Origin of the sequence: Streptomyces sp. NBC_00878 (assembly GCF_026341515.1) — a bacterium.
Taxonomy (GTDB): domain Bacteria; phylum Actinomycetota; class Actinomycetes; order Streptomycetales; family Streptomycetaceae; genus Streptomyces.
Window position 1 is genome coordinate 9,751,940 of record NZ_JAPEOK010000001.1, and the last position, 13,021, is coordinate 9,764,960.

Here is a 13,021-nt window from a genome sequence, read left to right on the forward strand (position 1 = left end):
GCAGTGACATTACTCCGCCGGTGTCACCCCACCCGCACATCCCGCGGAGCGCGCGCCAACAGGCGCCTGATGTCGCGCACCGCCGCGCGCCCGGCGCGGTTGGCACCGATCGTGCTGGCCGACGGCCCGTACCCGACCAGATGGATCCGTGGATCGGCGACCGCACGGGTCCCCTCGACAAGGATGCCGCCGCCGGGCTCGCGCAGCCGCAGCGGCGCCAGGTGGTCGATCGCGGCACGGAAACCGGTCGCCCACAGAATGACGTCGGCGGCCACGGTACGCCCGTCGTCCCACGCCACGCCGTCCGGAGTGATCCGGTCGAACATCGGCAGCCGGTCCAGGACACCGTCCTCGATGCCCTGTCGGATCGCGTCGTTGAGCGGCAGCCCGGTCACCGACACGACACTCTTCGGCGGCAGCCCCTGACGGACCCGTTCCTCCACGAGCGCGACCGCCTCCCGGCCCACGTCCTCGGTGAACGGCCCCTCGCGGAACACCGGCGGCCGTCGCGTCACCCAGGTGGTTTCGGCCGCGTACGGCGCGATCTCCAGCAGATGCTGCGTACCGGACGCACCCCCGCCCACCACCACGACCCGCTGCCCGGCGAACTCCTCGGGACCCGGGTACTGGGCGGTGTGCAACTGCCGCCCCCGGAAGGTCTCCTGACCGGGATAGCGCGGCCAGAACGGCCGGTCCCAGGTGCCCGTCGCGTTGATCAGCGCCCGCGCCGACCACGTACCGTCGGAGGTCTCGACGAGCAGTCGACCCCCGTCACCCCCGTCACCGCGGTCGGCCTCGCGCACGGCGTTCACGTCGACCGGCCGCCGTACCCGCAGACCGAAGGTGCGCTCGTAGGTGTCGAAGTACTCCGCGATGACCTCGGAAGACGGCCGCGCCGGATCCGCGTCCGTCAGTTCCATGCCCGGCAGGGCGTGCATGCCGTGCACCTTGCCGTAGGTGAGCGACGGCCACCGGAACTGCCACGCCCCGCCCGGGCGCGGCGCGTGGTCCAGTACGACGAAGTCCCGCTCGGGCTCGAACCCGGTACGCCGCAGGTGAAAGGCGCTGGACAGTCCGGCCTGCCCGGCGCCGATCACGACGACATCGACTTCCCGCACTGCCCGCGCCTGCGCTCCGGTGTTGTTCACGCTTCTACTAACTCCACCGATGGCGCGGATCTTCCCGCGCCCGCGCCCGCGACCGTGCCTGCGTCTGGGCCTGCCCCTGGGCCCTGCGTTCGTGCCCGAGTCCCCCGAGAGTGACTAGCGCCCGCTCGCGACCAGGATCGGCGCGCCGGACGCGGGGACACGCGACAGCAACCCCCGCACGGCAAGTTCGGGAATGACGCCCTCCCCGAACCAGTACGCCTCCTCCAGATGCGGATACCCGGAGAGCACGAAGTGCTCGATGCCCAGCGCGTGGTACTCCTCGATCCGGTCGGCGACCTCGGCATGGCTGCCGACCAGCGCGGTGCCGGCGCCCCCGCGCACGAGACCCACGCCCGCCCACAGGTTCGGGGAGATCTCCAGCCGGTCGGAGGAACCGCCGTGCAGTGCGAGCATGCGCTGCTGCCCGACCGACTCGCTGCGGCCGAGCGCCGCCTGCGCGGCGGCGATGGACCCCGGATCGAGGTCGTCGAGGAGACGACCCGCCGTCCGCCACGCCTCGGCCGACGAGTCCCGCGAGATCGTGTGCAGCCGTACCCCGAAGCGGACCGTACGTCCCTCGCGCTCGGCGAGCGAGTGAATCCAGTCGATCTTCTCCTTGACCTGCGCCGGCGGCTCGCCCCAGGTCAGATACACATCCGCGTGCCGCGCCGCGACCGGCCCGGCGGCCGCCGACGAACCGCCGAAGAAGATCTCCGGCAGCGGATCCGGTGGCAGTGCGGTCAGCCCGCCCTCGACCTGGTAGTGCGCCCCGTCGAAGTCGTACGGCTGCCCACCCCACACCCCGCGTACGACGGACAGGAACTCGTCCGTACGCGCGTACCGTTGGTCGTGCCCCAGTTGGTCGCCGAAACGGCGCTGCTCGGTGGAGTCACCGCCGGTGACGACGTTCAGGAGCAGCCGGCCCCGGGTGATGCGCTGGTATGTAGCAGCCATCTGTGCGGCGAGCGTCGGCGAGATGACACCGGGCCGGAACGCGACCAGGAACTTCAGCCGTTCGGTGTGCTGAGCCAGCGCCACCGTGGTCAGCCAGGCGTCCTCGCACCACGTACCGGTCGGAGTGAGCACCGCCTCGAAGCCCAACTGCTCGGCCGCCTTGGCGATTTGGGCCAGATACTCGATGTCGGGCGCGCGCACCCCACTGACCGGCCGGGCCCGGTCGACGGGGTTGGCCGCGTACGCGTGCCGGTCCACGAGGGTGCGGCCGTCGCCGCCCGTCGGCAGGAACCAGTGCAGATGTACGGTCATGTCGTCACGACTCCTTGGAGGGGCGGGGAGTGGTGGTGGACGGCGGCAGGTCACTGTTGAAGCGGGTGTCCACGAAGTCGCCGAATTCGATCTTGCGCGGGATGAGCTTCAGGCTGGTGAACGCGTCCGCTATCTCCTGCTCGGAGGCGATGAGCGGCTTGTCGAGGGCCACCGGGATCCGGGTCGCGTTGGACCGCTTCACCGAGGCCAGCGCCACCTCGTAGGGCAGTCCGGTGTCCTTCGCCCAGACCTTGGCCCACTCCTCGGGGTGCTCGTAGACCCAGTCCTGCGCGCGCCGCAGCCGCTTCAGGTAGTCGCCGATGGCCGCGGCCTTCTTCTTGTCCTGGAGCGCTCCGGGCGCCGCCACCTGGAAGGTGAGACCGTTGACCACTTTGTCGCCGTCCGTCAGGACCCGGCCCTGGTCGGCCTGCAGCACCTGGGAGGTGTACGGGTCCCACACCGCCCACGCGTCGACCTGGCCGGAGGTGAACGCGGCCAGCGCGTCGGCCGGTTGGAGGTACTTCACCTTGATGTCGCTCAGCGTCAGCCCGGCCGCTTCGAGCGAGGCGACCAGCTGGTAGTGCGCGGACGACCCCTGGGCGACGGCGACCGACTTGCCCTTCAGCTCCTCGGGCTTCTTCAGCTGCGAGTTCTTGGGGACGAGGATGGCGTCGCCCTTGGCCCTGCCTCGATAGCCCGCCACGATGCTGATCTTGGAGTTGGCACCGGCCGCGAAGACCGGCGGGGTGTTGCCGACGCCGCCGATGTCGACGGCCTTGGCGTTGACTGCCTCCAGGAGGGGCGGTCCGGACGTGAACGTCGACCATTTGATCTTGTAGTCGACGTTCTTGAGCTCTCCGGCCGCCCGCAGGACGGCCTCCGAACCGCCCTTCTGGTCACCGACGTTGAGGGTGAGGGATCCCTTCCCCTCGGTTCCGTCGCCCGCTGAGGTGCTGGCCGACGAGTTTCCGCCGCAGGCGGCGGCCAGCAGAGCCAGCGGGAGGAGCAGGGTGGCGGGGACGAGGTGTCGTCGCATGAGGATTCCGTTCGGTTGGTTCAGGTGAGGGCGGTGGGTTGGGACAGTTCGGTGGGGGGAGTTCAGGCGGCTTCGGCGGCGGTGTCGACGCCCAGCCGTTCCAGCAGCCCGGCGCGCAGTCCGGCGAACCGCGGGTCGGTGATGTCACGCGGACGGTCCAGCTCGACCTGGGTCTCGTACGCGATGACGCCGTCGTCCATCACGAGGACGCGGTCGGCGAGCAGCACCGCCTCCTCCACGTCGTGCGTGACCAGGAGCACGGCGCAGCCCCGGCGCTGCCACAGCTCGCCGACGAGCCGCTGCGCCTTGATCCGGGTCAGCGCGTCCAGTGCGCCGAACGGCTCGTCGAGCAGCAGCAGATCGGGTTCGCGTACCAACGCGCGGGCCAGCGAGGCGCGTTGGGCCTCTCCTCCGGAGAGCGTCTTGGGCCAGGCGTTGGAGCGGTCGGTGAGGCCTACCTCGGTCAACGCCTGCTCGGCGACGGCGCGTTCGGGCTTGCCGGGCAGGCCGAGGAGGACGTTGCGCCACACCTTCTTCCACGGCATCAACCGGGGTGCCTGGAAGGCGACGGCCTTGCGGCGCGGCACGAGGACGGTGCCCTCGATGTCGCGGTCGAGCCCGGCGAGGATGCGCAGGAGGGTGGACTTGCCGCAGCCGCTGCGACCGAGCAGGGCCACGAACTCGCCCGGCTTGACGTCGAGTTGGAGGTTGTCGATGACGGCGCGGCCGTCGAAGGAGCGGGTCAGACCCTCGACGCGTACCGCCGAGGTGGCGGGGGCGGTCGTGGCCTTCTCTGTGGTCACCGGCCGGTGAACGTCGGTCGCCATTGCAGCAGCAGCCTTTCGAGGGAGCGGACGATGAAGTCGGCGAGCAGGCCGAGGAAGGCGTAGACGATCAGGCAGACCACGATCACGTCCGTACGCAGGAAGTCGCGCGCCTGGACCATCAGGAAGCCGATGCCGGCGTCCGCGTTGATCTGCTCGGCGAAGACCAGAGCCAGCCAGGCGATGCCCAGCGAGTAGCGCAGACCGGTCATGGCACCGGGCAGGGCACCCGGCAGGACGACATGCCGTACGAGCCCCCAGCGGGACAGGCCGAGGGACTCACCGGCCTCGATCAGCTGGGAGTCGACGCCGCGGATACCCGCGTACACGTTGAGGTAGAGCGGGAAGGACACGCCCAGCGTGATGATCGCGACCTTCGGGGCCTCGCCGATACCGAACCAGATGATGAACAGCGGGATCAGACCGACGAACGGCACGGTCCGCAGCATCTGGACGCTCGCGTCGACGAGGTCCTCGCCGATCCTGAACAGGCCCGAGACCAGGGCCAGTCCGGTGCCGACGACCGTGCCGAGCAGGAGCCCCACCGCGACGCGCTGGAGCGAGACACCCATCGCGTTCGGCAGCGACCCGTCGGAGACCAGATCGCCTGCCACCCGCGCGATGGTGCCGGGCGAGGCCAGGACGTCGGACGTCAGCACGCCCGTACTGCTGAGGACCTGCCACAGGGCGAGCAGCAGTACGGGGCCGGAGGTGCGGCGCAGCCAGCGGGGGACGCGGGCGCGGCGGGTCGAGGCGGGGACGATGGGTTCGAGTTCGGGCACGGCGTGCGCGGTGGACTTGGCGGACGCCTGATCTGATATTCCCGAAATATCGGGTTCACGAGAGTCCGGCGGGGCATGGCTGATGCTCATGAGGGCTCCACGGCAGGAGAGCGACGGAGGGCTGGGACGGGGCGGGCCGGCGGCGCGCGGGAAAGGCGCGAGGGGGTGTGCGGGAGGGGTGCGAGGAGCGCGCGGAGGAATGGGTGCGCGTCAGCGGCCCGGCGTCCGGCTCAGATCAGACGGGAGTGCGGGCGCAAGGGTGTGGGTGTGCCGAGGCGCAGGCAGGGTGAAGCAGGTGAAAGGGCGTCAGTGGCCGCGGCAACAGGCGGCGGAGGCCACCCGCAGCAGGTCGATGTGACCGCGCGTGGTGAGCATGACTGAACGCAACATGCGGCCGAAAGTAGCCAGCTGGGCCGCCTACGGTCAATGGTGTCTCGCAGAGTGGACCTTGGGTATCACAAGGCGAGCGAGTGGGCTGTGCCGGTCGGATGGCGGTAGAGGGGTGCGGGGGTGCGGAATCCGGTGGATCGGCGAGGATTGGTTCATGTCCGATGCCTTCACCAGCCGTGTACTGAACATCACCTCCGGATCCGGGGAGACGGTCGTCGACCTCACCCGTGAATGCGAGGCATTCCTCCGCGAGGCGGCGGGCGGTCGCGATGGCCTGCTCAACGTCTTCGTGCCCCACGCGACGGCCGGCGTGGCCCTCATCGAAACAGGTTCCGGCAGCGACGCCGACCTGCTCGCCGCCCTGCACGGCCTCCTTCCCGCGGACGACCGTTGGCAGCACCGTCACGGGAGCCCCGGCCATGGCCGCGACCACGTACTCCCGGCGATCGTGCCTCCGCACGCCACGCTGCCGGTGCTGGGAGGCCGTCTGGAGCTGGGGACCTGGCAGTCGGTGTGCCTGGTCGACACGAATCGCGACAATCCAGACAGGCGAGTCCGGTTGTCGTTCCTCGGTTGAGGGGCGACGCATGATGACTGCGGGTGTGGTGTGGCGTCCGGCTGTGTCGAACGGGCAGGCGTTTGGGTTGGACAGAAGGGTGGATTTGGCGTTTCTTGCGGGCTGCTGAGGCAAGGCCCAGATCTCAAGTCGGCCTGCCGGTCTGCATGCCGATCCCGTCCCTCTGGAGGCTCGGGCGTCGGAGCAACAGTGGCAGGCTCCAGCCTCCGGACTCACCGGCTGAAGCCCAGGTCCCGCATGCGGCTGCCGATCCTTCTCGCTCGGCGATGAGCCGGAACTCGTCCTGGCGGCAGTCAACGGGGCGATGTGCGGGTGCTCTGGCAGGGCGAGCGATTGGCCGATCAGTGTCCCGGGGGCAGGGAGCCCCAACCCGTGCAGGTCGCGCTCCAGGGGGCGCAGCGTCAGCCCGGCCCGGCCGCAGCCATCAGCATGATGGCAAGGATGAAGGACGGGAAGGCGAGCGCGAGGTCCACCAGGCGCATCAGTGCCTGTTCGACGGCACCGCCCGCGTACCCGGCCACCGGCGAAGAGGAGTACGGCGGCCAGGACGAGCCAGGACGGACGGCCGGCCAGGACCGGGTCAGCCGACGGCGGCGTAGGGCGACGGCGCAGGGCGACGACGGACGGCCCGCGCGTGACCGTGGCCAACGACGCGTCAGACGCTGGCTTTCTCCATGTAGCACCGGTGGTTGGCCAGGGCGCTGGTGTTCATGTCCTTCACCTGAGAGCCGCTGACGACGAGGTTGGTGAAGCAGGCCAGCATCGACAGCACCATGTACTCCTCCGCCCAGCGCCGCTGGATCTTCGTGTAGGCGGCGGTGCGCTTCTTGCCGTCGGGGAGGTTCTTGGCGGCGAACAGGTCGTCCGCGAGGGAGTCGGCGCCGTCGAGGGTGTCCATACCGGTGATCTTGGAGCCGTAGATGCCGGTGGGGCTGGCCATGGCGCCGACCATGTCGTTGGCGTCGGGGATGTAGGTGTTGCGTTCCCAGATCATCAGGTCGTGGTACTCGTCGTCCGGGTCGAGGAGGCGGCCGAAGTAGGTGGCCGGGTCGACGGAGGTGGTCGCCACCTTGAATCCCACGTCGGTGAGGTTCTGGGCGATGATCTGGGCGGCCTTTGGGTGCCATGAGTCGCTGGCCGCCATGATCCGGATGGTGCGGCCTTCGGCGCCGGCCTCTTTGACGAGCCGCTTCGCCTGGGCGACGTTCTGGGTGCTGAGGTCGGAGAGGGCGGTGTCGTAGCCCTTCTGGGCGGGCGGGAGGGCGTAGCCCTTCGGCTCGCTGCCCACGCCGAAGAACGCCTGGCTGAGGATGGCCTTGCGGTCGACGGCGAGGTTGATCGCCTTGCGCACCTTGATCTCGGGGATGCGGCGGGCGTCGATCATCATGATCGCGTCGGCGTTGTGCGGGGTGTCGTAGACGGTGACCGAGTCGTCCCCCCGTAGCTGGTCGGCCGCCGAGTACGGAGTGAACTGGGTCGCCGACACATCGCCGCTGAGCAGCGAGCTGACGATCGCCGAGGGGTCCTGGACCTGGCGCAGAACCAGGCGGTCGATGGGCGGTCTGCCCAGTCGGAAGCCGTCGAAGGCCTCCAGCGTGATCGACTGGCCGGAGGTGGCGGAGGCGAAGGCGAAGGGGCCGGTGCCGACGAGGTGCTTGCCGATGTCGGCGCCGTACTTCTCCAGTGCGGCCTTGGAGATGATGCGGCCGCCGATGTCGGACAGCCGGCCGAGCACCGTCCGGTCGGGCTGCTTGAGGACCATCTTCACGGTGAGGTCGTCCTCGGCGGTCAGCGAGGCGACGTTGGTGCCGAGGCTCGCCAGCGGCCGGGTGCCGCCCTTGGGGAGGGTCTTGTCCTCGGGGTCGAACTGCCGCCCCAGGCTGGCCAGTACGTCTGCGGAGGTCAGGGTGGTGCCGTCGTGGAACTTGACGCCTTCGCGGAGGGTGAAGGTGTACGTGAGCTGGTCGTCGGAGATCTTCCAGCTCTTGGCCAGGTCGGGTGTGGGTTCGTTGGTCTCGAAGGAGATGAAGGTCAGACCGCGGCAGATGCAGTCGACGGCCATCCAGTCGCCCAACGAGGTGTAGAAGGCAGGGTCGTTGACGGCGCTCGTGGCGTCGATGGCGAGGGTCAGCGTGCCACCCTTGCCGCTTCCCCCGGCGTCGTCGGCCGCCGCACCGCAGGCGCTCAGCAGGGCGGGCAGCCCGAAGCCGACACCCACTCCGAGGAGCCCGGCACCCCTGAGCATGGTGCGGCGCGAGACCTCCGGCGTGGTGGAGCCGGGCGAGAGCGATCCATGTGAACGGTCCGGCATGTGGGCCTCCTTGGGCGCCGATCCTCGGAAACTGGATCTAATGTGTGCTGGATTGGATCCAAAGTGAGCTTCACGGGTCACGAAATCCTTCTCGTGTCCCGGGAGTTAAAGGCGTGTGAACCAGCGTCGCATCAACTCCGGCCAGACCACGGGATCATGGCCGGGGATGAGCTCGTAGCCGCGCTCGGCGGCGATGCGTTTGAGCCGGCGGATCGGCTCCAGCGTCTGCTCCGGATCGACCCCGATGGAGGCGCCGATCGGCCGCTCGTGCTCGATGTTCTCGGTGAGGTCGGCGGCGTCGAAGGCGAACACGAGTCCTCCGCCGTCCGCGAGGTCCACCACGAAACTCTGGTGTCCCGGTGTGTGCCCGGCGGTCAGTACGGCCGTCACTCCGGGAGCGATCTCGATGTCGCCGTCGGCCTGTCGCCAGTCGATACGGGGATCGTCGAAGTCGACCCGGAAGATCGAGTGGCGCTCCACCTCGGGCCGTCCCGACAACCCGTAGGCCAGCTCCGCCCGTTGCACATGTACCGGCACCCGGCCCGCGAAGTGTTTCAGCCCGCCCGCGTGATCGGCGTGCAGATGACTGACGGCCACCGCGTGGATCGCGTCCATCGTGATGCCTGCGGCGTCCAGCGCCTCCTCCAGCGGTTCGCCGGGGCCCGGCAGGACGGGGCGGTAGTTGGGGGAGCCGTGGAAGCGGCGGCGCAGCGCGGGGTCACGGATCAGGGCCGTGTTGAAGCCGGTGTCGAGCAGCAGCCAGCCGCCGTCGCACTCCAGCAGTACTGCGGGTACGGGCTCGCGCAGCCGCTCCTCGTACGGGGCGCCGTACACCGAGACCGACTTGGGGAGTTCCTCCCAGCCGAGCAGTAGCGGCACGATCCGCCGCACGCCGTGGCGAGTCACATGAGGTCCGGGTGGCGGTGCATCGGCATGGTCAATTCGGTGACCCTTTCGTGGCGCCCGTGCGATCGTAAGGATCCACAGAATATATATATGGATCCAATGATGGGTTGCGGCGAAGTAAACAACCTGCAAGCCCGGACCGGCCGGAGTCGCCGGCACGCGCGGCAAGCAAGGCGTTCGCTATCTGCCCCAGCGGATACCGGGTCACCGGAGCCGCCGGCACCACCACGGTGCCCGGAACGCATTTGGTGTTCTTCAAGCCGACCACGATCTTCTCCCCGACGGTAGTCGAGGTGGCCGCCAACGCCCCCTCGCCCATCGCAGGTTCCTGGGGGGTGACCGCAATCGCCTACTGCGCCCGGTAGGCAGACCGCAGAGGTCGCCCGCCGGGCCGGAGAGACCGGAGAGGCAGTGGCCACGGTCGTACTTGCCGCATCGCGCGGCGAGTACGACCGTGGCCACTCACAGTGCCGGGCCGACGCCCGGCAGACCACCGGAGCAGCGAGCAGTGCGGTCCACCCGGACAACGAGCAGTGCAGACCGTCGGAACAACGAGCAGCAAGGGAACGCCACGTGCAAAGATGTCGCGGCGCCGGTCGGATCACCACCGGCCCCGGTCGAGGAGGTGCCCCATCACGATTCGAGTGCTGGTCGTGGACGACCAGGCCGTGGTGCGCGCAGGTTTCGCCGCGATCATCGATGCCGAGCTGGATCTGACGACCGTCGGCGAGGCGGGGGACGGTGCCTCGGCCGTGGCGATGGCCGCGGAGTTCAAGCCCGACGTGGTGCTGATGGACATCCGCATGCCCGACATGGACGGACTGACAGCGACCCGGCTGATCACCAGCAACAACAGCCAGACACGAGTCCTCGTGCTCACCACGTTCGACTTGGACGCCTACGTCTACGAGGCTCTGCGCGCCGGATCGTCCGGCTTTCTGCTCAAGGACGCCCAGGCCGACGACCTCCTGGCGGCGGTGCGCCTGGTCGCGGCCGGTGAGGGCATCCTGGCGCCGGCGGTCACCCGCCGCCTCATCGACACCTTCGCCCGGGGGGCTCCTGAGCACCCGCAGGCCAGTGCAGCCATCGAGATGCTCACGCCCCGGGAACGGGAGGTGCTGATCCTGATCGCTTCGGGCCTGACCAACGCGGAGATCGGTGACCGGCTGGGCGTGACCGTCGGCACGGTCAAGTCGCATGTCAACGCCTTGCTCACCAAGTTGCAGCTGCGGGACCGCGTACAGGCGACCATCCTCGCGTACGACAGCGGACTGATCCGTCCGCGGGGCGCACCGACGGTATGAGCCAGAGGCCGGTGGCGGCTGCGTCCCGGCAGCTTCGCTAGGCCCGTGCGGGAGCCAGTGGCAGCCGGACCCTGATCATGCCGAAGGCCAGCACTGTCATCTGTCCGTCGACTGCTCCCGTCTGTACGCGCAACCGCTCGGCTGCCTGCCCTGTGCCCGCCATCGGCACACCGCTGACGGTGATGGTGAACTCGCCCGGCCCACGCCACAGCACGACGTGCGCCGCCCCCGTGTCCCCCGCTCCGAGCATCGTTTCCACCGCGCGGAATGCCGACAGGCCGACCTGCGGCGGCAGACCGAGGGACACATCGGCCGACGCGTGCAGGGTCACCTCGCGCCCGCCCGCGCGCAAGGTGCGGCACAGGCTGTCGATACTGGCCGAGGTCGGCTGGGGGGAGAGCCGCGACGGCTCGCCGGCGCCGAGGCTGCCGAGCAGTCCGCGCATGGCGGCCAGCGCGGACTTCGTGGCGGTGGCGACCTCGTCCAGGTTCTCCGCCTCGGCCGAGGACACCACCTGCGCCGTCTGCCGCAGGACCTCCTCGTGCAGACCCGCCGCGATGCGTTGCCGCTCGCCGTCGGCCGCGTCCCGCGCCCGCCACAGCGAGACGGCGAGCGCCGTGTCCTCTCGGCGCAGCACCCGCACGCGGCGTCCGTGCATGGCCCACCCCGCGAGCCAGGACATGGTGCACAGTCCTCCGGCCCACGGCAGCACCCACACACCGAAGACCAGCACGGCGTCAACGGCGTCGACGCTCCTGCCCATGAGCCTCCCGTCGACGGCGCCGGTCACCGTCAAGGAGACGCCGATCCCGCAGGTGGCAACAGGTACTGACAGCCAGGTCAAGCGGAGAGATCGCGAGCGGCGGACAGGGGTGCCGCGGGGGCCGGGAGTCCAGTCGCGCGGTGTCGTCGGCGGGGGCTTCCTCAAGGGCCGGCCGTACGCCGCCACCGCGTACACGGCCGCGAGTTCCGCGAGCACGCCGAAGACGAGGATGCTCACGACATACGGCGGCAGGAGGCTCCAGGCTGCCAGCACCGGCCACGGGAGGGTGGTGAAGGCGACCGCCGCCAGCACCAGCCATGGCGCGCGCCTTCGCCACAGCAGGGGCAGCGCGTGAATCGTGAGCAGAAGGGCCAGCGTCAGGGTACCCAGGAGCCCGTCCCCGTCATGGCCGTATCCGGTCAGGCCGACGGAGAACGACCCCGCGGTCACGGCGCCGACCACCGCGGCGTCGGCGATCCGCTGTTCCCGCGCGTAGTTGCGCCGCCGGTCGGTGGACCATTGTCGTTTGCCTTCGGGTTCCGGCAGCACGGCGTGAACCCGCCAGCCTCCTTCGGGGCGCGGTCCGGCGGACAGTTCACCGCCGATGGCAGCCGCTCGCTCACGCATCCCCGCCATGCCCCGGCCGGATCCGAGGTCCCGTTTGGCTGCGCCGGCGCGTGAGGCGTCGTTGTCGACGGTGAGTTCCAGGGCCGTTCCGACACGTTCGATCCGAACGCTGGTCGCCGCGCCCGGCGCGTACCGCAGAGCGTTGGTCAGCGCCTCTCGGACGATGCCGTGGGCGGCCTCCGCCGCGGGACCGGCCAGGTCACCGGGCAGCGTCACGGCGATGGAACGGCCCAGCTTGCCGAAGCCGGCGACGAGCGCTTCGATCGGCCCCGTCATGGGCTGCGGAACCGGCTGCTCCGCGGTCCGCAGAACAGCCACCAGCCGGTAGAGCGCCGTCTGTGTCTCGCGTCCTGCGCGTGCCGCGAACTCCAATGCCTCCGCCGCCAGTTCGGGTCGGCGATCGAGGAGCCTTCGTGCCGCGTCGACCGATACGAAGACCGAGGTGAGGTGATGGGCGCTGATGTCGTGCAGTTCACGGGCCAGTCGCTCCCGCTCGGTTCCGGCGGCCTGTTGCCGGTCCTCTTCGGCCCGGGTCAGCTGCCGGTCCGCCGCCCGGCGCTCCGCGAGCCACTGCCGGCGGCCGACGCCCACGGCCGCGATCACCAGATAGCTGCCGACCGTGAGTGAGACGTCGGTGAGCCACTCGCTACTGAACCCGTACCGGACTGCAGCCGGCGGAATCTGCACGGCAGAGGCGGCGGCTACAGCACGTACCGTCGTGGCCACGCCGCATCGCCCCGCGACGGAATAGAGCGCGACCAGCACGGCTATGCCGGACACCAGGACAAGCGTGTCGGGCGGTGCCAGCAACTTCACCAGCACGGACGCGGTGAGCGTACCGGCGACGGCGGCGAGCGGGGCACGCCGCCGCCGTTCCAGTGCGAGGACGGCGAGTGCTGTTGCCAGCAGGGCAGTGAGCCATGCCGCGGTGCCGGGGGGCTGTTCGAGCGCCTCGGCCTCGAACGGCCACAGGGCCAGTTGGGCTGCGGCGATCACCCCCGGCAGAAGCCAGTTGCGTATCTTCTCCATGGTGCGACGAGCCTAGAGCGGCGCCCAGCGCATGAGTATCGATCGCCGGTACGAGAGG

11 protein-coding genes are annotated in these 13,021 nt (G+C 69.9%); 2 read left to right on the forward strand and 9 right to left on the reverse strand.

Annotation, left to right across the window (positions count from 1 at the left end; genetic code table 11):
• Window positions 1–23: 23 nt before the first annotated feature.
• The 6 genes from OHA11_RS42415 to OHA11_RS48595 form a co-directional block, all read right to left on the reverse strand.
• Window positions 24–1,148, reverse strand: coding sequence for an NAD(P)-binding domain-containing protein (locus tag OHA11_RS42415; protein WP_266506081.1), 1,125 nt, complete (start codon window positions 1,146–1,148; stop codon window positions 24–26).
• A 114-nt stretch (window positions 1,149–1,262) separates the two neighbouring features.
• Window positions 1,263–2,414, reverse strand: a complete 1,152-nt coding sequence (locus tag OHA11_RS42420) for an LLM class flavin-dependent oxidoreductase (protein WP_266506083.1) — start codon at window positions 2,412–2,414, stop codon at window positions 1,263–1,265.
• Between the two features lie 4 nt (window positions 2,415–2,418).
• Window positions 2,419–3,450, reverse strand: coding sequence for an ABC transporter substrate-binding protein (locus OHA11_RS42425; RefSeq protein ID WP_266506086.1), 1,032 nt, complete (start codon window positions 3,448–3,450; stop codon window positions 2,419–2,421).
• A gap of 62 nt (window positions 3,451–3,512) precedes the next feature.
• Complete coding sequence (locus tag OHA11_RS42430) at window positions 3,513–4,277, reverse strand: ABC transporter ATP-binding protein (protein ID WP_266506088.1); 765 nt, start codon at window positions 4,275–4,277, stop codon at window positions 3,513–3,515.
• Window positions 4,250–5,146 carry an ABC transporter permease gene (locus OHA11_RS42435; RefSeq protein WP_266506090.1) on the reverse strand — a complete coding sequence of 299 codons (897 nt, stop codon included), beginning with the start codon at window positions 5,144–5,146 and terminating at the stop codon, window positions 4,250–4,252. The genes OHA11_RS42430 and OHA11_RS42435 overlap by 28 nt, the downstream gene beginning before the upstream one ends.
• 216 nt (window positions 5,147–5,362) lie before the next feature.
• Entirely contained in the window at window positions 5,363–5,446 is an 84-nt protein-coding gene (locus OHA11_RS48595) for a putative leader peptide (RefSeq protein ID WP_353962977.1), read from the reverse strand.
• A gap of 154 nt (window positions 5,447–5,600) precedes the next feature.
• On the opposite strand from OHA11_RS48595, the gene OHA11_RS42440 reads away from it, so the two are divergent.
• The gene (locus OHA11_RS42440; protein ID WP_266506093.1) at window positions 5,601–6,023 is read left to right on the forward strand and encodes a secondary thiamine-phosphate synthase enzyme YjbQ; all 423 of its coding nucleotides are present in this window, start codon (window positions 5,601–5,603) and stop codon (window positions 6,021–6,023) included.
• 655 nt (window positions 6,024–6,678) lie between these two features.
• Here OHA11_RS42440 and OHA11_RS42445 read toward each other — a convergent pair.
• Both OHA11_RS42445 and OHA11_RS42450 read right to left on the reverse strand, forming a co-directional pair.
• Window positions 6,679–8,334, reverse strand: a complete 1,656-nt coding sequence (locus OHA11_RS42445; RefSeq protein ID WP_266506096.1) for an ABC transporter substrate-binding protein — start codon at window positions 8,332–8,334, stop codon at window positions 6,679–6,681.
• A 105-nt stretch (window positions 8,335–8,439) separates the two neighbouring features.
• Entirely contained in the window at window positions 8,440–9,240 is an 801-nt protein-coding gene (locus OHA11_RS42450; RefSeq protein WP_266506099.1) for an N-acyl homoserine lactonase family protein, read from the reverse strand.
• A 632-nt stretch (window positions 9,241–9,872) separates the two neighbouring features.
• On the opposite strand from OHA11_RS42450, the gene OHA11_RS42455 reads away from it, so the two are divergent.
• On the forward strand, window positions 9,873–10,544 hold the full coding sequence (locus tag OHA11_RS42455) for a response regulator transcription factor (protein ID WP_266507816.1): 672 nt from the start codon (window positions 9,873–9,875) through the stop codon (window positions 10,542–10,544).
• 37 nt (window positions 10,545–10,581) lie between these two features.
• Here OHA11_RS42455 and OHA11_RS42460 read toward each other — a convergent pair whose 3' ends face one another.
• Complete coding sequence (locus tag OHA11_RS42460; protein WP_266506102.1) at window positions 10,582–12,963, reverse strand: histidine kinase; 2,382 nt, start codon at window positions 12,961–12,963, stop codon at window positions 10,582–10,584.
• Window positions 12,964–13,021: the final 58 nt, after the last annotated feature.